The organism is Amycolatopsis sp. NPDC051061 (assembly GCF_040682935.1).
In the GTDB taxonomy this organism is placed as follows: domain Bacteria; phylum Actinomycetota; class Actinomycetes; order Mycobacteriales; family Pseudonocardiaceae; genus Amycolatopsis.
The window spans coordinates 87,596-107,489 of the sequence record NZ_JBFBBZ010000017.1; the positions used below are offsets into that span (position 1 = coordinate 87,596).

Annotated in this window: 19 protein-coding genes; 14 read left to right on the forward strand and 5 right to left on the reverse strand. The window is 71.2% G+C overall.

Going from position 1 to position 19,894, the window contains the following annotated elements:
* Positions 1-83: 83 nt before the first annotated feature.
* Complete coding sequence (locus AB0N03_RS23795; RefSeq protein ID WP_364375828.1) at positions 84-935, forward strand: PD-(D/E)XK nuclease family protein; 852 nt, start codon at positions 84-86, stop codon at positions 933-935.
* 12 nt (positions 936-947) lie between these two features.
* Positions 948-1,487 (forward strand): hypothetical protein, encoded by a 540-nt coding sequence (locus tag AB0N03_RS23800; RefSeq protein ID WP_364375588.1) that lies wholly within the window; start codon positions 948-950, stop codon positions 1,485-1,487.
* Positions 1,488-1,498: 11 nt separating this feature from the next.
* Here AB0N03_RS23800 and AB0N03_RS23805 read toward each other — a convergent pair whose 3' ends face one another.
* Entirely contained in the window at positions 1,499-2,821 is a 1,323-nt protein-coding gene (locus AB0N03_RS23805; protein WP_364375590.1) for a hypothetical protein, read from the reverse strand.
* A 24-nt stretch (positions 2,822-2,845) separates the two neighbouring features.
* The gene (locus tag AB0N03_RS23810) at positions 2,846-4,642 is read right to left on the reverse strand and encodes a DEAD/DEAH box helicase (protein WP_364375592.1); all 1,797 of its coding nucleotides are present in this window, start codon (positions 4,640-4,642) and stop codon (positions 2,846-2,848) included.
* 230 nt (positions 4,643-4,872) lie between these two features.
* Between AB0N03_RS23810 and AB0N03_RS23815 the strand changes: the two genes are divergently transcribed.
* The 3 genes from AB0N03_RS23815 to AB0N03_RS23825 all read left to right on the forward strand — a co-directional run bounded on the left by AB0N03_RS23815 (position 4,873) and on the right by AB0N03_RS23825 (position 6,517).
* Positions 4,873-5,526, forward strand: coding sequence for a ferritin-like fold-containing protein (locus AB0N03_RS23815; RefSeq protein ID WP_364375593.1), 654 nt, complete (start codon positions 4,873-4,875; stop codon positions 5,524-5,526).
* A 119-nt stretch (positions 5,527-5,645) separates the two neighbouring features.
* Positions 5,646-5,876 carry a DUF3107 domain-containing protein gene (locus AB0N03_RS23820; protein WP_125307071.1) on the forward strand — a complete coding sequence of 77 codons (231 nt, stop codon included), beginning with the start codon at positions 5,646-5,648 and terminating at the stop codon, positions 5,874-5,876.
* A 185-nt stretch (positions 5,877-6,061) separates the two neighbouring features.
* Positions 6,062-6,517 (forward strand): pyridoxamine 5'-phosphate oxidase family protein, encoded by a 456-nt coding sequence (locus AB0N03_RS23825; RefSeq protein WP_364375596.1) that lies wholly within the window; start codon positions 6,062-6,064, stop codon positions 6,515-6,517.
* Between the two features lie 103 nt (positions 6,518-6,620).
* Here AB0N03_RS23825 and AB0N03_RS23830 read toward each other — a convergent pair whose 3' ends face one another.
* Positions 6,621-6,938, reverse strand: a complete 318-nt coding sequence (locus AB0N03_RS23830) for a DUF4873 domain-containing protein (RefSeq protein ID WP_364375598.1) — start codon at positions 6,936-6,938, stop codon at positions 6,621-6,623.
* A complete protein-coding gene (locus AB0N03_RS23835; protein ID WP_364375600.1) occupies positions 6,935-7,711 on the reverse strand; it encodes a TetR/AcrR family transcriptional regulator in 777 nt (258 codons plus the stop codon). The genes AB0N03_RS23830 and AB0N03_RS23835 overlap by 4 nt, the downstream gene beginning before the upstream one ends.
* Positions 7,712-7,763: 52 nt before the next feature.
* Between AB0N03_RS23835 and AB0N03_RS23840 the strand changes: the two genes are divergently transcribed.
* Together AB0N03_RS23840 and AB0N03_RS23845 are read left to right on the forward strand one after the other, a co-directional pair.
* Positions 7,764-8,672 carry a diiron oxygenase gene (locus tag AB0N03_RS23840; RefSeq protein ID WP_364375602.1) on the forward strand — a complete coding sequence of 303 codons (909 nt, stop codon included), beginning with the start codon at positions 7,764-7,766 and terminating at the stop codon, positions 8,670-8,672.
* Positions 8,669-9,580 (forward strand): alpha/beta hydrolase, encoded by a 912-nt coding sequence (locus AB0N03_RS23845; protein ID WP_364375604.1) that lies wholly within the window; start codon positions 8,669-8,671, stop codon positions 9,578-9,580. The genes AB0N03_RS23840 and AB0N03_RS23845 overlap by 4 nt, the downstream gene beginning before the upstream one ends.
* Before the next feature lie 75 nt (positions 9,581-9,655).
* On the opposite strand, the gene AB0N03_RS23850 is transcribed toward AB0N03_RS23845, so the two are convergent.
* Positions 9,656-10,282 carry a TetR/AcrR family transcriptional regulator gene (locus tag AB0N03_RS23850; RefSeq protein WP_364375606.1) on the reverse strand — a complete coding sequence of 209 codons (627 nt, stop codon included), beginning with the start codon at positions 10,280-10,282 and terminating at the stop codon, positions 9,656-9,658.
* A 113-nt stretch (positions 10,283-10,395) separates the two neighbouring features.
* On the opposite strand from AB0N03_RS23850, the gene AB0N03_RS23855 reads away from it, so the two are divergent.
* The 7 genes from AB0N03_RS23855 (at position 10,396) to AB0N03_RS23885 (ending at position 19,894) form a co-directional block, all read left to right on the forward strand.
* Positions 10,396-11,433 (forward strand): alpha/beta fold hydrolase, encoded by a 1,038-nt coding sequence (locus AB0N03_RS23855; RefSeq protein WP_364375608.1) that lies wholly within the window; start codon positions 10,396-10,398, stop codon positions 11,431-11,433.
* Between the two features lie 80 nt (positions 11,434-11,513).
* Positions 11,514-12,680: a DUF3152 domain-containing protein gene (locus AB0N03_RS23860; protein WP_364375610.1), complete on the forward strand. Its 1,167-nt coding sequence runs from the start codon at positions 11,514-11,516 to the stop codon at positions 12,678-12,680.
* A 92-nt stretch (positions 12,681-12,772) separates the two neighbouring features.
* Entirely contained in the window at positions 12,773-13,948 is a 1,176-nt protein-coding gene (moeZ, locus tag AB0N03_RS23865) for an adenylyltransferase/sulfurtransferase MoeZ (RefSeq protein WP_364375612.1), read from the forward strand.
* Between the two features lie 154 nt (positions 13,949-14,102).
* Complete coding sequence (locus AB0N03_RS23870; protein ID WP_364375615.1) at positions 14,103-14,900, forward strand: TIGR02569 family protein; 798 nt, start codon at positions 14,103-14,105, stop codon at positions 14,898-14,900.
* A gap of 133 nt (positions 14,901-15,033) precedes the next feature.
* Positions 15,034-17,082, forward strand: coding sequence for a molybdopterin-dependent oxidoreductase (locus AB0N03_RS23875; protein WP_364375617.1), 2,049 nt, complete (start codon positions 15,034-15,036; stop codon positions 17,080-17,082).
* Positions 17,079-18,506 carry an FAD-dependent oxidoreductase gene (locus tag AB0N03_RS23880; RefSeq protein ID WP_364375620.1) on the forward strand — a complete coding sequence of 476 codons (1,428 nt, stop codon included), beginning with the start codon at positions 17,079-17,081 and terminating at the stop codon, positions 18,504-18,506. The genes AB0N03_RS23875 and AB0N03_RS23880 overlap by 4 nt, the downstream gene beginning before the upstream one ends.
* Positions 18,503-19,894 (forward strand): nitrate/nitrite transporter, encoded by a 1,392-nt coding sequence (locus tag AB0N03_RS23885; protein ID WP_364375623.1) that lies wholly within the window; start codon positions 18,503-18,505, stop codon positions 19,892-19,894. Before AB0N03_RS23880 ends, AB0N03_RS23885 begins: the two co-directional genes overlap by 4 nt.

Genomic DNA, 19,894 nt, shown 5'->3' on the forward strand with positions numbered 1-19,894 from the left:
AGGAGGCCTTCACGGCTTTGCGTGGTGGTCCGGCGCGGAAAGTGTCGGTGGTGGTGCGTAGCGTGGGCGGCGTGAAGGAGCAGATGGGGTTCGACTTCGGCGTCGCGCAACCGGTGCGGCTCACGAAGGTGTCGCCGGCGCGGCTGGCCACCTTCGACGACTGCCCGCGCCGGTACCGGCTCGCGTACCTCGTACGGCCGACCCCGCAGCGCACCGGGCCGTGGGCGCACAGCACGCTCGGCGCGGTGGTGCACAACGCGTTGCGGGCGCTGTTCGACCTGCCGGTGCTCAAGCGGGTGCCGCAGCGGGCGGTCGCGCTGGTGGCGGAGTACTGGAAGGACGCGGGCTTCGAGAGCGACGAGCAGGCGGCGCGCTACCGGGCGCGCGCGAAGGGGTGGGTGGCGGAGTACGTCGAGGACAACGACGTCACGCACGACCCGGTCGGGCTCGAGCGGTGGGTGTCGGCGCCGGTGAGCCCGGCGCCGGGGGAGAAGCCGTCGATGATCATCGAGGGCCGGGCGGACCGCATCGACGCGCGTGACGGCGCGTTGGTCATCGTGGACTACAAAACGGGCCGTCGGCCACCGGACGAGTACGAGGCCCGGGCATCGCAAGCGCTTGCGCTGTACGCGGTGGCGGCGGCGCGGACGTTGCGGATGCCGTGCACGACGGTCGAGCTGCACCACCTCCCGACCGGCACGATCGCGGCGGCCGAGCACACGCCGGAGAGCCTGCGGAGGCACCTGCAACGCGCCGACGAGACCGCCGGAGACCTCAGGCTGGCCACGGATACCCTGGACGCGGGCGGCGAGGAGGACGTGCTGTTCCCGCCCCGCCCGGACCGCCGTTGCGCCTGGTGCGACTTCCGGCCGAGTTGCAAGGCGGGGCAGGAAGCGGCCCCGCAGATGCAGCCGTGGGACCTGCTCGCGCCCTGACAGGGAGGGAAAGTGGCTTCACCGGACACCGACGAACTGGCCACGGTGCCCACCCCGGCGAGCGCGTCCGAAGCCGAGGTGACTGCGCCGGACGTTCCGCGGCAGCAGACCGAGCCGCCGGCGGCTGGGCCCGGCGTGGCCGAGGCACAGCAGCCGACCGAGCCGCCGGCCACGGCACCCGCCGTGGCCGAGGCGCAGACGGTGCCTCAGGACCGTGTCGAACCCGAGCTGATCGAGCCGGCGGACATCACTTCGGCCGATGGCACCAAGCCGGCAAAACCAGGCGGCCGCTGGTGGCGCGGATTCACCGGCTCACTCGCGGCCGGTCTCACGGTCCTGGCCATTGCGGTCCTCGTGGTCGCGGGAATCGACCTCTACACGGGCGCGCCAGGCCCCGGCGCCGTGCTGCTGATCGGTCACCCGGTGGCGGCGATCCTGGCGTTGCTGGCCCAGCGAGTCGCGGACCGCCGCAACGGTGTCCCGGCCGCGGGTGCCGGCCTGGCGGTCGTGCTGTTCACCGTCTCGGCCCTGACCCTCTTCTGGCTCACCTGAGCCGGCGCCGGTTACTTCAGGGCCGTCAGTGTGTTGCCGCGCTCTTCCAGCAGGACCGGGCCCGCCGCGCCCAGCCGGACCACCCCGGCGTACCCCCGGCGGTCCACCCCCACCGTGCGGATCGTCGAGCCGTCGTTCTCGTTCAGCACAGCCAAGCCGCCCTTGATCGGGACCACCAGCTGCTGCGCGAACGAAATCCCCGGACCCGAAGCGCTGCTCAGCGTCCATCGCGGCGAAAGGTCGTCGCGCGACAACGCCAGCACCTTCGACCCGCTGAACCAGTACATGTTCTGCGTGGTCTGAGTAGTCGCTTCGACGCCGCCCGCCGGGTCCTGCGCCAGATCGGCGGCCGGCACGTCCAAGGGATAGGCCGCGCGCTGGGAACCGTCGCCGTTGTAGACCACCAGGAGCTTCTGCTCCGGCAGGACCACCGCCGTCAGGTCGCCGGACATCGCGATCACCCGGGCCCGCTTGCCCGCCAGCACGCTGCTGAACGCCACCGAAGGCTCGTCGTCCTTCTCCGGCGCCGCCTTGTACACCGTCAGGCGGTCGGCCGGGTCGCCCGGGCAGCGCTCGATCACGCCGACCTTGCCCGACCCCGCCGCGACCGTGCCGTACGTGCAGCCGGTGCGGGGCTGCTTGCCCGCGTTGACCAGCGCCGGGACCTGGCCGTACTCGGCGCTCTGCACCAGGTCGTCGCGCCACGTCGTGAGGAGCTTCTTGCCCGTCGCCGTCACGTGCGAGCCGTCGCCGACCAGGCGCGTGCCCAGCTCCGCGTTGCCGTTGCGCTGCGCCGTGATCCGGCCGGTGCCCGGGTCCAGCTGCGTGACTTCGCTGCAACCCTCGGACTTGGCGAAGACGGCGTTCAGCCGCCCCCAAGTCTCGTTCATCGTGCACAACGGCAGGTCACGCGTGTAGTGCCAGCGGATCTGCCCGGTCAGCGGGTCGCGGGCGGCGACCTCGCCGCCGTCCGCCGTCGCCACCGCGTCGCCCGCCACCACCGGGACCGGCGTCGCGCCGCTGGGGGCACTCCACAGCTCGGCCAGCGAGCCGGGCACCTTGTCCGGCGCCGCGGGCAACGGCGGAGGCGCCGCCGCTTCGGTGCGGTCGGTCGCCGCGCTGTCGCTCGTCATGCCGACGACCAGCGCGACGGCGGCCACGGCCACCGCGACCAGCGCGGCCATCACCCGGTCCCGCCCGCGGTTCCAAGGCGAGCGACGCGCCTTGACGCGCGGGGCGGGCGGAGTGCTTTCGACGTCCTCGAGGACGTCCTCCGAGCCGTAGTCAGGGGTCTCTTCAGGCGCGTTTTCAGGCGCCTTCTCGACGTCGCTCACGTGCCCGGACCCCCGCGCTCAGGTTCAGTCTGCCGACGCAGGTGTATCAGATGTCGCGGCGGGACGGCGACGGCGGCGCCGCCGAGCGGGCCGCTCGGCGTTGTCGCCGGCTTCCTTCTCGGTGGCCGGGCCGGTCGCTTCGGGCGCGGTGCCGCGGGTGCGGCGACGCGCTCGGGTGCGGCCTTCCGAAGCAGGAGCGTCGTCCGAGGAAGCGGGGGCGGCGGCGTTGTCCGCGGCCTCGGCCGCCTCGCCCGCCTGCGAACCACCGCGGGTCCGCTTGCGCGGGGTGCGGTTGTGCTTGCGCGGCGCGTCTTCCGAGGGGGTCGTCTCGCCAGGCTTGCCCCGGCCACGCGGGCCGCGGCGCTTGCCGCCCAGGTCTTCTTCCACCTCGGCCGACAGGCCCGCCCGCGTGCGGTTGGCCAGCGGCAGCCGGCCGGTCTTGCCCGCGGGGATACCCAGGTCTTCGAACAGGTGCGGCGACGACGAGTACGTCTCCACCGGCTCCGGCTTGTCGAGGCCGAGGGTGTCCGAGATCAGCTTCCAGCGCGGCATCTCGTCCCAGTCGACGAGGGTGACCGCGACACCGGTGCGGCCCGCGCGGCCGGTGCGGCCGATGCGGTGGACGTAGGTCTTCTCGTCGTCCGGGCACTGGTAGTTGATGACGTGCGTGACGTCGTCGATGTCGATGCCGCGGGCCGCGACGTCGGTCGCGACCAGGACGTCGACCTTGCCGGAGCGGAACGCGCGCAGCGCCTGCTCGCGCGCGCCCTGGCCCAGGTCGCCGTGCACGGCCGCCGCGGCGAAGCCGCGCTCGACCAGGTCGTCGGCCACCTTCTGGGCGGTGCGCTTCGTGCGGCTGAAGATCATCGTGAGGCCGCGGTCCTTCGCCTGCAGGACGCGGGCGATCACCTCGGGCTTGTCCATCGAGTGCGCCCGGTAGACGAACTGGGTGGTGCGCTCGTGGATCGCGCTCGCGTCGTTCTCTTCGGCGCGGATGTGCGTCGGCTGCCGCAGGAACGTGCGGGCCAGCGTGATGATCGGGCCGGGCATGGTGGCCGAGAACAGCATCGTCTGCCGCTCGTCCGGCACCATCCGCAGGATGCGCTCGATGTCGGGCAGGAAGCCCAGGTCGAGCATCTCGTCGGCCTCGTCGAGCACCAGGCCGCGGACCTTGCCGAGCACCAGGTGCTGCTGCTCGGCCAGGTCGAGCAGGCGGCCCGGGGTGCCGACGACGACTTCGATGCCCTTGCGCAGGGCTTCGATCTGCGGCTCGTACGGGCGGCCGCCGTAGATGGCCAGGGTGCGGATGCCGAGGTGCTTGCCGGCGCCCTTGAGGTCGTTGGCGACCTGGATGCACAGCTCGCGGGTCGGCACCACGACGAGCACCTGCGGAGTGCCGTCGCCCGGCACCTCGACGCGGTGCAGCAGCGGGACGCCGAAGCCCAGCGTCTTGCCCATGCCGGTGCGGGCCTGGCCGATGAGGTCGTCGCCGGCCATCGCGAGCGGGAGGGTGAGCTCCTGGATCGCGAACGTGCGCTCGATGCCGGCCTCGCCGAGAGCCTTGACGATCTCCGGCTTGACGCCGAAGGACGCGAAGGTCGGGTTTTCGGGCTCGACCTCGACGCCCGCCTGCAGCGGGTGCGAGATGTCGAGCGCGGCCGGGCCGGTCTCGCTGTGTTCCAGCGCGACGGCGGGGGTCTGTTCGGTTGTGGGAATTTCTGCGGTCAGGGTGATCGCCTCTCTCGTGACCAGCGCGCACAGCCCTGGGTCCGCTCGACACTCGACCGGGAGTAAACCCTGGTCCCTGGCGCTGATCTTCAAGCGCGGAACCGGTCCGTCCCGGGAATGCCGGAAGAGGCGTGCACGCACATTGCAGTACGTCGGCAAGCCACGTGACCTGCCTGATCCCGACGCCGGTATGGCGTACGGAAGCTTCTATATCATTCGCAGTGTACCTGGTCAGCAGTTTTTCGACAGTACCCGGCACGCCGGAACCCGTGTGATCGGTCTCGTCCCGACACGCCCGGGTGCTTCGGCGATACCCTGCCCCCGTGACCGAGCCGAAAGAGACACTCGAAGGCGTCGTAGACCTTCTGGGTGTGATCGCCTACCTCGAACTGTCCGCGTTCGACCGGATGGCCGAAGACGCGCGCAGTGCCCCGACGCTGGCCGGGCGCGCCGCGCTGGCGCAGATGGCGGCCGCGGAGATCGGTCACTACGGCCTGCTCGCCCAGCACCTCGCCGCGCACGACGTCAAGATCGAAGACGCGATGACGCCGTTCGTGGCCCAGGTCGACGCCTGGCACGCTTCGACGCGGCCGAAGTCGTGGCTGGAGTCGCTGGTCAAGGCCTACGTCGGGGACGGGCTGGCCGCCGACCTCTACCGGGAGATCGCCAGCTGGCTCGACCCGGAGACCAAGGACCTCGTGCTCACCGTGCTCGCCGACACCGGCCACTCGGCCTTCGCCGAACGAGAGGTCGCGGCCGGCATCGAGGCCGACCCCAAGACCCGTGACAAGCTCGCCCTGTGGGGGCGCCGCCTGCTCGGTGAGGCGCTGACCCAGGCCCAGTACGTCGTCGCCGAGCGCGACGGGCTGGCCGAGCTGATCATCGGCGGATCGGGCGACCTCTCCGGAATCGCCGCGCTGTTCCGGCGGTTGCAACAGGGGCACACGAAGCGCATGCAGGCGCTCGGCCTGGGCTGATCCCGATGGAGTACCCGGAAGTGACGACGCGGTCGGGCGCGGACATGCGCCACCGGAACGAGCCGGTTCGGTTAGCCTTGCCGAGCACATCCCTTACGAATTTCCAGCGGAGGTCCCACGTGGAGGTCAAGATCGGCATCAAGGACACGCCGCGCGAGCTGGTGGTGTCCAGTGGCCAGTCTCCCGAAGAGGTGGAGAAGCTGGTCGCCGAGGCCCTGACGGCCGGTGACGGGCTCTTCCGCATCAGCGACGAGAAGGGGCGCAAGTACATCGTCCCCTCCGACCGCATCGCGTACGTCGAGATCGCCCCGTCCGACGTCCGCAAGGTCGGGTTCGGCGTCGGCGACTGACTCGTCTTGAACGGCCGAAGGCCATCCCGGGAACTTTCCGGGGTGGCCTTCGTGCTGCCGCGCCGGTGGGCGGGCGCTTTCACCGGATCGGTGCGTGTTCCTTGGAGTGTCGCGATTCCGCCGCCTAACTTCGGCTGGCGATCCGGGCCACGGGGCCCGGACGGAGACCTCCGGGAGCAGCCAGCATGACCACTGTCGAGCCGATGGCCGGCGACGTGGCGGATCTCGTGCGGAACACCCTTTCCGCGCACAAGTCGATGTTCCTCGCGACCTCGGGCAGCGACGGCCCGTGGGTGGGCGGGGTGTACTTCGCCGAAACCGGGCCGTTCACGCTGAACCTGGTGCTCGAGGACCGGGGCCGCACACTGGCTGCCGTCCGGGAGAACCCGGTCGTTTCGGTGGTGGTGTCGACGGGCTCGCCGATGCAGCCGTTCCTGCAGGCGCAGGCGCTCGCGGAGGTCGTCCCGGCCGAGGACGACCAGATGGTGCGCTCGCTGCTCGTGGCGAAGGTCCCGGAGGCGGCGCCGTTCCTCGACGCCCTGGTCACGGCGGTCCGCCTGAGCATCCGCAAGTGGCGGGCGACGGACATCCCGAACGGCTGGCTGCCCGGGCGCGAACTTCCGGGCCCCCGCCACCCCTGAGCCGGCCGGTGCGGCCACCGCGCGGGGTGGCCGAGCCGGTTCCGAAGTCCGTGAAGGCCACCTTCAGGAACTTGAAGTTCCTGAAGGTGGCCTTCACGGCGTTTCAGGCGTTGAGCTCTTCCAGCGACGTCGGGACGTGGAACGGCGGCGTGCTCGTGCCCATGATCCGGTACCGCCCCCACGGGTCCGGGTCCGACAGCTCCCCGCTCGCCGTGTACTCACCGGCCTGGATCGAAACCGCCTTCTTCTTCCCGCCGGCCAGCCGCGTCAGCTCGTCGTCGACCGCGACGCGGCCGTACCAGCGGTAATACCCGTCGATCGGCTGGAAGTACCCACGCAGCTCGACCGTCGTCGTCAGGGAAACCCCGTCGACGACCAGCGTCGCCGGGCCGCTGTAGCCGTCTTCGTCGTGCTCGCTCATGACGTCTCCTCCAAGGACTCCGAAGACTTCGCGCGGCCCAGCTGGACCACCTTGTTGGCCTCCAGGGGCAGGTTCGGGTCGATGACGACGCCGTTCTGGCGGGTCAGCCCATCGATCGCCGCCCAGATGATCTGGGTCAGGTATTCGACCACCGAGTCGCGGCTCATCGAGCGGCGGTCCAGCCACCACTCGCCCGTGTTCTGGACCATGCCGACGATCCCGTGCGCCCACGGCTCGGCCGCGCCGGAGTCCATGGTGAACATCCGCATGTAGTCGCCCAGCAGCGCCGTCAGCGCCGTCGCGATCAGTTCCTTGTCCTCGGCCACCACGTCCGACGACACCGGCTTCTCCGGCCGCCCGTGCGCCAGCAGCCGGTACAGGTTCGGGTGCTCTTCGATCACCGTGAAGAACGCGTCGAGGGCCATCCGGATCCGCGGGACCGGCGCGAGCTCCGCGTTGATCGCCGGGATCAGGCGCTCGAAGAGGATCTCCGTGCCGCGCTGGCCGAGGGCCACGTAGAGGTCGGCCTTGTCGTCGAAGTGCCGGTACAGCACGGGTTTCGTGACGCCCGCCTCCGCGGCGACGTCCTCCATGCCGAGGTCCGGACCGTGCGTGTCGAGCGCCCTCAGCGCCGCCTCGACGAACTCCTTGCGCCGGGCGATCCGGTGCTTGCGCCAGCGGTCGCGCCGGGCGTCGCCGGTCGCCTCCTCGTCGCGGGACGACGACCTGGACTGCTTGCCGGAGCGCTTGACACGTTCGATCACGGGGCTCATGCTACCAGAGGTAACTGTTACCTCAAGTTACATGTTGGAAGGGGTGTCGGCGATGACGCGGACGCTGAAGGAACCGGATCGCGAGAAGACCGCGGACCGCCTGCTCAAGTCGTCGGCGAACAAGTTCTACGACCCCGACGTCGACATCGACTGGACGGCGCCCCTGGTCGAGGGCAAGCGCTTCATCCTGGACGAGCGCTCCTCGCTCTACGGCACCGAACTCTGGGACAAGCTGACCCCGGAACAGCGCATCGAGCTGGGCAAGCACGAGGTCGCGAGCGTCGCGACGACCGGCCTGTGGTTCGAGATCCTCCTGATGCAGATGCTGCTCAAGGAGGTCTACGAGCAGGATCCGACGTCGGCGCACGCGCAGTTCGCCCTCACCGAAATCGCCGACGAATGCCGGCACTCGACGATGTTCGCGCGGATGGCGTCGCGGATCGGCTGCCCCGCCTACGGCCCGGTGCCGTGGCTGCGGAAGCTCGCGAAGCTGATGCCGACGATCTCCTACGGCCCGGCGCGCTACGGCGCGATCCTGGTCGCCGAGGAGGTCCTGGACCGGCTGCAGCGCGAGCAGATGAACGACGACGGCGTCCAGCCGCTGGTCCGGATGGTCAACCGGATCCACGTGCTGGAAGAGGCGCGGCACGTCACCTTCGCCCGCGAAGAGGTCACGCGCGGCATGGCGAAGCTGTCCAAGGCCGAGATCGCCTACCAGCAGTTCGTCATCGCGCTCATCTCGTACTTCGTGACGCGGGCGTTCATCAACCCGGACGTCTACAAGGCGGTCGGGATCCGGCCGCGCGACGGCGTCGAGGCCGCGCTGAACAACCCGCACTGGCAGGGGACGATCGCGTGGGCGGGGGAAAAGATCATGCCGTTCCTGGAGGAGTCCGGCCTGGTCGGGCTGCCCGGGAAGTACTTCTGGCGCAAGTCGTTCCTGCTGCCGGCGGCCCGATGACGACCGCGTCGCGGCTGCGCGACCCATCGGCCGGGCACCGGTTCGTCGCGAGCGACGGCGCCGCGCTGCACGTTTCGCAGTCCGGGCCCGCCGACTCGGCGGTGACGCTCGTGCTGGTGCACGGCTGGACGCAGGACCACCGGACGTGGGACTTCGTGCTGCCGCACCTCGACCCCGGTGTGCGCGTCCTGCGCTACGACCTGCGCGGCCACGGCGGCTCGGCGCCCGCCCGCCCGGGCTCGGCGACGATCGCCCGGCTCGCCGACGACCTCGCCGAGGTGATCGCCGACCGCGTCCCTGCCGGGCCCCTGATCTTGGCCGGGCACTCCATGGGCGGGATGACGCTCATGGTGCTCGCGGAACGGCACCCTGCTCTCGTGCGCGACCGGCTGGCGGGCGCGGCGTTCGTCGCGACGTCGTCGGGCGACATGGACCAGCTGACGCTGGGTTTCCCGGGCCTGGTCGGCCGCGGCGTGACGCGCTTCTCGCCGCGGGTGGCCCGCCTGCTCGCCCGGCTGCGGTCGGACACGCTGCGGCTGCGGCCGGGGGTGGTCCGGTCCGGAGCGCGCCGTCTGGTCTTCGGTGACCGGCCGGGGCGGGCACAGGTGGACAGCGTCGTCGAGCAGCTGCTGAGCGCGCACCCGGCGAGCGCGGGACGGTTCCTGGACGCGATCGCGGCCCACCGCGGCGTCGGCGGCCTGGGCGCGCTCTGCGACGTCCCGTCGGTGGTGCTGGCGGGGGAGAAGGACCGGCTCTGTCCCCTATCCCACGCGAAGGTGATCGCGGACGAGCTGCCGCACGCGGAGTTCGTCCGCTATCCGGGAGCCGGGCACATGCTGCCGCAGGAGCGCCCGTTCGAAGTGGCCCGGCAGGTAAACGCCCTGGTCCGGGTGGCCGCCCGCCGCTGAAGGCTCGCCCAAAACCTCATGAACGACTCTTTCATGGCGTCGGACGCGATGAAAGAGTCGTTCATGACATCCGGGTCAGGAGTCCTTGAGCGGGAAGCCGCCGCCGATGCCGCGCCACGCCAGGTTCGCCGTCAGCGCCACCGCTTCCTCCTGGCTCATCGACTGGTGGTGCTGCAGCCAGAACCGGGCGCTGACCTGGCTCATCCCGACCAGCCCCACCGCCAGCAGCCGCGCCTTGTCCTCGTCGAGGCCCGCGTCCGCCGTGATCGTCTCCGTGATCGCGTCCACGCTCGCCGACGTCGCCCGGTCGACCGCTTCCTGGACCGCCTGCTCGCCGCGCAGGTCGGACTCGAACACCATCCGGAACGCGCCCGCGTCCTCGCTGACGAAGTCGAAGAACGCGCCGACCGTCGCCGGGACGCGCTGGCGGTTCTCCGTGGTCGAGTCCAGTGCCGTCTGCACGCGCTTGACCAGCTCGTCGACGTGGCTCTCCAGCAGCGCGATGTACAGGTCGAGCTTGCCGGGGAAGTGCTGGTAGAGCACCGGCTTGCTGACACCGGCCACTTCGGCGATCTCGTCCATCGCGGCCGCGTGGTAGCCGTTCTCGGCGAAGACCCGTTGCGCCGCGGCGAGGAGCTGGGCCCGGCGCTCCGTCCGGGGCAGCCGCACCCCTCGTTGCTGCAACCGCGTCATCTCCGTCATGCTCTTCCTCCCGTCTTCGCCCCTTCGACGGGCGGGGTCGCCACCGCGTGAAGTCGACCTGAAGATTACTCGCCGGTATGGATGCCTTGCCAAGTGTCGGGCATCCTGGATCCGTGAACACCCCCGTGACCTCGCGGGCGCCGCTGACGCACGTGCCCCTTTCGTCGAGGGAGCTGCCCTCCCTCGAGCCGATGATCCCGGCTTGGCCGGCGACGTTCGAGGAGGTCGGCACCGCCCGGCTCCACGTCCGCCGCACCCCGGGCCCGGACGGCGTGCCCGCCGTCTACGTGCACGGCCTCGGCGGCTCGTCGACCAACTGGACCGACCTGGCCGCGCTGCTCGCGCCGGTCGCCGGCGGCACCGCGCCCGATCTGCCCGGCTTCGGCCGCTCCGAGCCCGAGGCCGGCTTCGACTTCAGCCTCCAAGCCCACGCCGAGGTCGTCGCGCGGCACATCGAAACCGGCTTTTCGGGGGTTCGGGTGGCGGAGCCCCCGGCCCGGGGCGGAGCCCCGGCTGTCGCAGCCGGCGCGCCGGTGCACCTGCTCGGCAACTCGATGGGCGGCGCCATCGCGCTGCTGATCGCCGAACGGCGCCCGGAGCTGGTGAAGACGCTGACGCTCATCTCGCCCGCCATGCCGGACCGCCGCCCCGACCCGCGGCGGCTGTCGGACCCGCGGATGGCGCTGGCGTACCTGCCGCTGGTCGGCGCGCGGGTGCGGGCGCAGCTGGCCGCCCTGGGCCCGCGTGAACGCGCCGCGCAGGTGATCAAGCTGTGCTTCGCCGACCCCTCGCGGTTCCCGGAGAGCCGGCTGGACGAGCTGGCCGAGGAGCACGGCGCCCGCGCCGGGTTCGAGTGGGCCGCGCCGGCCATGGCGCGCAGCACGTTCGCGATCTTCCGCGCGTGGTCGACGCTCGGGAAGGCGTCGCTGTGGGCGTCGGCCCCGCGGGTGCAGGCCCCGACCCTGGTGGTCTGGGGTCGCGAGGACCGGGTCATTTCCGTGAGACGCGCCATGCGGACGGCCCGCGTGATCCCGAAGGCCCGGCTGCTCGTCCTGCCGCGAACGGGCCACGTGGCGCAGATGGAACGGCCGATCGTCGTAGCGAAGGCCGTCCTGGGCATGTGGGAGCACGTCGAAGCCGGCACCTGGTAGTCCGATCGGGTGACAACAATTCCCCGGGTGGACCGCCAGTCGCCGATAACGGTCCGGTGGCGCTGTGGCACCCTGGTGCGGTGGACCGGGTGAAGCACGACGCGCGAGGCGAAGATCGGCGGACGCCCCACCGGGCGTCGGCCCGCCGCGTGCCGCACGGCACCCCCGAGTCCGGAGAGGCCCCGCGGACCGGCCAGTACCGCCCGGCCCGGCAGGCGGCCCAGCGCGTCGGGGAGGACCGCTACCGCCCGGGCGGGCGGCGAACCAGCGCCGAGCCGCTGAGCGCCTCCTGGAAGCCGCACGTAGAGACCCCGCGCGAGAAGCCGGAGCCGCCGAAGGCCGGCCTCGCGAAGTTCACCAAGACCTACGGCTGGCGCGTCTACGCCCTGCCGATCCTCGTCGTGCTGACCGTGCTCGTCGTCGTCAACACCGCGAACAGCCCGGCTGAGCCGATCGCCGAGCAGGGCGCTCCCGCCGGCGTCGAGTCGGCGGGTGGCGACGCCGCGGGCGGCGCGATCGACGGCAACGGCGAGCAGGCCATCCCGGAGAACCCGGCCACGCCGGTCGACCTCAAGGTGCCGACGGCCGACCTGCCCGAGGGCACCCCGTTCACCCAGGCCGGCGCGGGGAAGTGGCACGTCGTGCCGGGCAGCGGCCCGAAGATCGGCGCCGGGACCCTCTACACCTACACGGTCGAGGTCGAGGACGGCATCGACCCGGCCAGCTACGCCGGTGACGACGCTTTCGCGGCCGCCGTCCAGGGCACGCTGTCCGACCCCAAGAAGGGCTGGACCTGGGACGGCAAGATCGCGCTGCAGCGCGTCGACGCCAACTTCCCGAACCCGTCGTTCAAGGTGAGCCTCACCACGCCGGAGACCACCCACCGGGCCGACGCCTGCGGTTTCCAGATCAAGTTCGAGGCGTCCTGCTACCGCAAGAGCCTGGGCCGGGTGCTGATCAACCTGGGCCGCTGGGTACGCGGCGCGAAGGCGTTCAACGCCGACATGACCGGCTATCGGCAGTACGCCATCAACCACGAGGTCGGGCACGCACTGGGCAATCAGCACGTCGGCTGCGGCGGCGACGGCCAGCCCGCGCCGGTGATGATGCAGCAGTCCTTCGGCGTAGACGACAACTACGTGTCGATGCTCAACGACATCCCCGGCGGCGACAAGGGCAAGGTGGCCAAGGACGGCCGCACCTGCGTGCCCAACGCCTGGCCGAACCCCACTCCCAAAACGCAGTAGGTCTTCCCAGCATCTGGACCTGGGAAGGCTTATTCGCCCGCGCGCGTTGTGCATAGTGGGATGGACGCGATCCGCGCGAGATGGAGGACCCGATGTCAGCACTGCCGCCGCTCGTCGAGCCGGCTGCCGAGCTCACCAAGGAAGAGGTGGCCCGGTACAGCCGTCACCTGATCATCCCGGACGTCGGGGTGGCCGGGCAGAAGCGGCTGAAGAACGCGAAGGTCCTGGTCATCGGCGCCGGCGGCCTCGGCAGCCCCGCGCTGCTGTACCTGGCCGCGGCCGGGGTCGGCACGCTCGGCATCGTCGACTTCGACGTCGTGGACGAGTCGAACCTGCAGCGCCAGGTCATCCACGGCCAGTCCGATATCGACAAGCTCAAGGCCGCCTCCGCGCAGGAGTCGATCGCCGAGATCAACCCGCTGGTCAAGGTGCACCTGCACACCGACCGGCTGGACTCGTCGAACGCGCTCGGGATCTTCGAGCAGTACGACCTGATCGTCGACGGCACCGACAACTTCGCCACGCGCTACCTGGTGAACGACGCCGCGGTGCTGCTGGGCAAGCCGTACGTCTGGGGCTCGATCTTCCGCTTCGAGGGCCAGGTCAGCGTGTTCTGGGAGGACGCGCCGAACGGCAAGGGCCTCAACTACCGCGACCTCTACCCGGAGCCGCCGCCCCCGGGCATGGTCCCCTCCTGCGCCGAGGGTGGCGTGCTGGGCGTGCTCTGCGCGTCCATCGGCTCGATCATGGTGACCGAGGCGATCAAGCTCATCACCGGCATCGGCGAGACGCTGCTCGGGCGCCTCATCAGCTACGACGCGCTGGAGATGAAGTACCGCGAGGTCAAGATCCGCAAGGATCCGGAGACCCCGAAGATCACCGAGCTGATCGACTACGAGGCGTTCTGCGGCGTGGTTTCCGACGAGGCCGCGCAGGCCGCGTCGGGCAGCACCATCACGCCCGCCGAGCTCAAGGCCAAGTTCGACAACGGCGACAACTTCGCCCTGATCGACGTCCGCGAGCAGCACGAGTACGAGATCGTCAACATCAAGGGCGCGACGCTGATCCCGAAGGACCGCATCCTCTCGGGCGAGGCGCTGGCCGAACTGCCGCAGGACAAGCCGATCGTCCTGCACTGCAAGTCGGGCGCGCGCTCGGCGGAGGCCCTCGCCGCGCTGCACGCGGCCGGGTTCAAGGACGCGACGCACCTCGGCGGTGGCGTGCTGGCCTGGGCCAAGCAGATCGACCCGAGCCTGCCGACCTACTGACAGTCGTTGTTCGTGAAGGCCACCTTGAGGAACTTCAAGTTCCTCAAGGTGGCCTTCACGGCGTTTCGTCCGAGTCGTGCCGAGGTTCTAAAACACTGTGTGACCAGCGCGTCTTCTCGATCGTGGACCACCCGGCCGGGTACCGTCGGCAGTTGTGCGGACAACTCTCGAACGTCCTCCGGCGCACGTCTGCGCGGCCTTCGGCGGCCTCGACGACGGCAGCGAGCCGATGCCGGATTCGACGGCGTGGCGCTGCGGCGACCTCGTGTTCAAGCCGGTCACCGACAAGGCCAGGACGCTGTGGACGGCCCGCGCGCTCGACTACGTCGACGAGCCGGGCCTGCGCGTCGCGAAGCCGGTCCGCTCGACCGACGGCCGCTGGATCGTCGGCGGCTGGACGGCCTCCCGGTTCGTGGCGGGCACGCCCGAGCACCGCGGGGACGCGTCGGTACTGGCCGCGGTGAAGCTGCACCGCGCGACCACCGGCCTGCCCCGGCCGGACTACCTCACCGGGCGCAAGGACGTCGACGCGATCGCCGACCGCGTCGCGTGGGAAGAGCTCGAGGTCCCGCTGGAAGAAACGAAGGGCGGCCGCTGGTTCGAGGTCCTCGCCGGTGCCCGCCGCCCGATCGGCCTGCCGCTGCAGGTGGCCCACGGCGAGCTGCTGGCCGGGCTGCTGTTCGACGGCGACGCGGCCCCGGGCGTCGTCGACTTCGTGCCCTACTACCGCCCGGGCGAGTACGGCGCGGCGATCGTCGCGGTGGACGCCCTGGCCTGGGGCGGCGCGTCGCGGGAGCTGCTGGAGCGCTGGGCCCACCTGCCGGAGTGGCCGCAGCTGTTGTTGCGCGCGGTCCTGTTCCGGCTGGCGTCGAACGCGTTGAACCCGCGATCGACGCAGGCGTCACTCGACGGCCTGCGAGCGGCGGCGCGCGAGGTCAGCGGCGTCCTGTGACGCGGGTCATGACCTCACCGCCTGGCCCGCGTGGTTCCCGCCGTAATGTCAACTGCCTGAAACATTCGGTCGATTCCGAGTAACACGGCCTCCTTAGCGTCAGGGCATTCCCCGAGCCGCCGAGGAGGTGCCCGTGCCGCAGGTCGACACCCACTGCCCGTACTGCGCGCTGCAGTGCGGGATGCGCCTCGACGGCGTCCGCGTGACGCCGCGGGACTTCCCGGTGAACGCCGGCGGCCTGTGCCAGAAGGGCTGGACCGCCGGCTCGTTGCTGACGTCGCCGCGGCGGCTGACCACCCCGATGATCCGGGTGGACGGCGCGCTCGAGCCCGTCAGCTGGGACTTCGCCCTCGACTTCGTCGCCCGGAAGCTCGGGGAACTTCGTCGGGCGCACGGCCCGGATTCGATCGCGGTCTTCGGCGGCGGCGGGCTGACCAACGAAAAGGCCTACCTGCTCGGCAAGTTCGCCCGGGTCGCGCTCGGGACGTCGCAGATCGACTACAACGGCCGCTTCTGCATGTCCTCGGCCGCCGCGGCCGGGATCAAGGCCTTCGGCGCGGACCGGGGGATGCCCTTTCCCGTGACGGACCTCAAGAACGCCGACGTCGTGCTGCTCGCCGGGGCGAACCCGGCCGAGACGATGCCGCCGTTCACCCAGCACCTGCGCGGCGCCGACCTCATCGTCGTCGACCCGCGGCGCACCCCGACCGCGGAGCTGGCGAGCCTCCACCTCGCCCCCGCGCCGGGCACGGATCTCGCGCTGGCGCTGGGTATCCTGCACGCCGTCGTCGAAGGTGGCCACCTCGATCGGTCCTATGTGGACGATCGCACCAGCGACTTCGAAGCCGTGTGGCGGATCGCCGCGTCGTGGTGGCCGGAACGCGCCGAGCGCGTCACCGGCGTCTCGGCCGCCGACATGCGCCTCGCCGCCGCGAAGCTCGCCGGCGCCCGCAACGCCTACCTCCTCACCGCCCGCGGCACCGAGCAGCACGCCACCGGGACCGCGAACGTCGGTGGCTGGATCAACCTCGCCCTTTCGCTCGGCCTGCCCGGCCGCGCGGGCTCCGGTTACGGCTGCCTCACCGGCCAGGGCAACGGCCAGGGCGGCCGCGAGCACGGTCAGAAGGCCGACCAGCTGCCCGGTTACCGCAAGCTCGACGACCCGGCCGCGCGCGAGTACGTCGCCGGCGTCTGGGGTGTCGACCCGGACAGCCTGCCCGGTCCCGGCCGCTCGGCCACCGAGCTGCTGGACGCGCTGGGCACCGACGGGGGCCCGAAGGCGCTGATGGTGTTCGGCAGCAACGTCGTCGTCTCGGCGCCGCGCTCGGCGCGCGTCCAAGATCGACTGTCCGCATTGGACTTCCTGGTCGTCGCCGACTTCGTGCTGTCGGAGACCGCCGCACTCGCCGACGTCGTACTCCCGGTCACGCAGTGGGCAGAGGAAGACGGGACGCTCACCAACCTCGAAGGCCGGGTCCTGCTGCGGCGCAAGGCCCTCGACCCGCCGGTCGGCGTCCGGTCCGATCTGGACGTCCTCAACGGACTCGCCGGGCGGCTCGGCCAACCGGCGGACCGGTTCCCGACCGACGCCGAGACGGCGTTCGAGGAGCTTCGGGTGGCTTCCAAGGGCGGTGTCGCCGACTACTCCGGCGTCAGCTATGAGCGGCTGCGCAACGGTGAGGCCCTGCACTGGCCGGTCCCGGAGAACGACCACCCCGGCACCCCGCGGATGTTCCTCGACGCCTTCGCCCACGCGGACGGCCGCGCGCGGTTCGTGCCCGGGGAATACACCGGCCCGGCCGAGCTGCCGGACGACGAGTTCCCGCTGCAGGCCACCACCGGCCGCGTGCTGCAGCACTACCAGTCGGGCGCGCAGACGCGGCTGATCGGTGAGCTGAACGACGTCGTCCCGGAGGCGTTCGTCGAGGTCCACCCGGACACCGCCAAGCGCGCCGGGCTGGAAGAAGGTGATCCGGCACGGATCCGCTCGCGACGCGGGGAGACGATCGCCAAAGTCCGGTTCGTGCAGAGCCTCAAACCAGATCTCGTGTTCGTGCCCTTCCACTTCCCCGGTGCGCAGCGCGCGAACCTGTTCACCAACCCGGCGCTCGACCCGGTCAGCCGGATGCCGGAGTTCAAGGTGTGTGCCGTGTCTTTGTCTACTGTGGATGGTGCCGCATGAGCCCCCGTGAAGTAGTCATCGTCGGGTACGGGATGGCCGGCGCCCGGCTGGCCGACGAGATCCGCCGCCGCGACCCGATCGCCGAGCGCGTCCGGCTGACCGTGCTCGGCGCCGAAAAGCACGCCGCCTACAACCGGGTGCTGCTCTCGGCCGTCGTCGCCGGCGGGATGAGCGCCGAAAGCGTCCGCTTGCACGACGACGAATGGGCCGCCCGCCACAACATCGATCTGCGGCTCGGCACCGATGTCACGCGCATCGATCGCGAGAAGCGCTGCGTCGAACTCGGCGACGGGTCCACAGTGGACTACGACGCGTTGGTGCTGGCCACCGGGGCCAACCCGTGGATCCCGCCGGTCGAAGGCCTCGAAGCCGGGCCGGGCGTGGTCGCCTTCCGCAGCCTCGACGACTGCGCCAAGATCCTCGACGCCGCCCGCTTCGGCGCGCCGGTCGCGGTGCTCGGCGGCGGCCTGCTCGGCCTCGAAGCCGCCCGCGGCCTCGCCGGACGCGGCAACCAGGTGACCGTCGTGCACCCCCTCGGGCACGTCATGGAACGCCAGCTCGACCCGGCCGCCGGCCACGTGCTGGCCCGCCGGCTCACCGACCTGGGTGTGACGTTCCGGTTCGGCGCCACCGCCGCGCGCTACCTGCCCGGCGACGGCCTCAAGCTCGACGACGGCACGCTCGTCCCGGCCGACCTGGTCGTGGTCGCCGCCGGCGTCCGCGCCGAGACGAGCCTGGCCACCGACGCCGGTCTCGACGTCGACCTGGGAATCCTCGTGGACGACGTCCTGCGCACCAGCGACGGCCGCATCCACGCTCTCGGCGACTGCGCCCGCCACCCCGGCGCCCCGGCCGGGCTGATCCAGCCCGCGTGGGAGCAGGCCGAGGTGCTCGCCGATGTCCTGACCGGCACGAACGCCGCCGCCCGCTACCGCGGCACGACGGCCGTCACCCGCCTCAAGGCCCGCGGCATCGACCTCGCCGCGCTGGGGGAGACGCAGCTGGAGGCCGGTACCCCGGACGCCGAGGTGCTGACCTTCAACGACCCCACCGGCGGGCGCTACGGGAAGCTCGTCGTCCGCGAAAACCGCGTCACCGGGGCGATCCTGCTCGGCCTGCCGGACGCGGCCGCGACCATCACCCAGTTCCACGACCGCGGCACCCTGCTGCCCGACGACCGGCTCGCCGTGCTGCTGGGCCGCGCGCTCCCCGCGGGCAGCACCCCGGCGGCCAGCCCGGCCGACCTGCCGGCGGCCGCGGTGATCTGCCGCTGCAACAACGTCACCAAGGGCCGGCTGATCGAAGCCTGGAAGGCCGGGGCCACCGACACTCCCGCACTGGCGCGGGCCACGCGAGCCACGACGGGCTGCGGCGGGTGCACCGACACCGTCGGCGGCATCGCCAACTGGCTCGCGGCGCAATGACCACCTTGACCCGCACGAAGGAGAACGCCGTGGTGCACCAAGGAAAGCACTGGATCGAGCACTGGGAACCGGAGAACGAAGAGTTCTGGGAGTCGACGGGCAAGAAGGTCGCCCGCCGCAACCTCTGGTTCTCGGTCTTCGCCGAGCACATCGGCTTCTCGATCTGGACCCTGTGGTCGGTCATCGTCCTGTTCATGGGCAAGGACTACGGCTTCACCGCCGCCGACAAGTTCCTGCTCGTCTCGACGCCGACGCTGATCGGCGGCCTGATGCGGCTGCCCTACACGTTCGCCGTGGCGAAGTTCGGCGGTCGCAACTGGACGGTCGTCAGCGCCGCGCTGCTGCTGATCCCGACGATCCTGGCCGCGGTCGTGCTGCACCCCGGGACGTCGCTCGGCACGTTCCTGCTGGTCGCGGCCCTCGGCGGGGTCGGCGGCGGCAACTTCGCGTCGTCGATGACGAACATCAACACCTTCTACCCGGAGAAGCACAAGGGCTGGGCGCTCGGCCTCAACGCCGGTGGCGGCAACCTCGGCGTCGCCGCGATCCAGCTGGTCGGGCTGCTGGTGATCGGCACGGCGGGCGCGACGGCGCCGCGGATCGTGCTCTACGTCTACGTCCCGCTGATCGTGGTCGCGGCGCTCTGCGCGTACTTCTACATGGACAACCTCGCCACGGTCCGCGGTGATACCAAGGCGATGCGCGAGGTCGTCAAGGACCCGCACACGTGGGTGATGTCGTTCCTCTACGTCGGGACGTTCGGCTCGTTCATCGGCTACAGCTTCGCGTTCGGCCTGGTGCTGCAGAACCAGTTCGGCCGCACCCCGCTGCAGGCGGCCGCGGTGACGTTCCTCGGCCCGCTGCTCGGCTCGCTCTCGCGGCCGGCGGGCGGCTGGCTGGCCGACCGGATCGGCGGCGGCAAGATCACCTTCTTCACGTTCATCGGGATGGCGCTGGCCACGGTCGTGCTGATCCTGGCCTCGACGTCGAAGTCCCTGGTGCTGTTCACGGTCGCGTTCATCGTGCTGTTCGTGCTCGCCGGGGTCGGCAACGGCTCGACGTACAAGATGATCCCGGCGATCTTCCGCGCGAAGGCCGCCGCGGCGATCGCGAACGGCGCCGACGAGGCGGCCGAGCTGCTCAAGGCGCGGCGGCGGTCGGGCGCGCTGATCGGCCTGGCCGGCGCGATCGGCGCCGAGGGGGGCCTGTTCATCAACCTCGCGTTCCGGCAGTCGTTCGCCGACGCGCACAGCGGGGTGCCGGCCTTCGTCGGATTCCTCGTCTTCTACGGGCTGTGCTTCGCCGTCACCTGGGCGGTCTACCTGCGCAAGCCCGCCGAACAGCCCACGAGTGAGCGCGGTCTGGCGCTCGCGGGAGCGGAGGTCTGA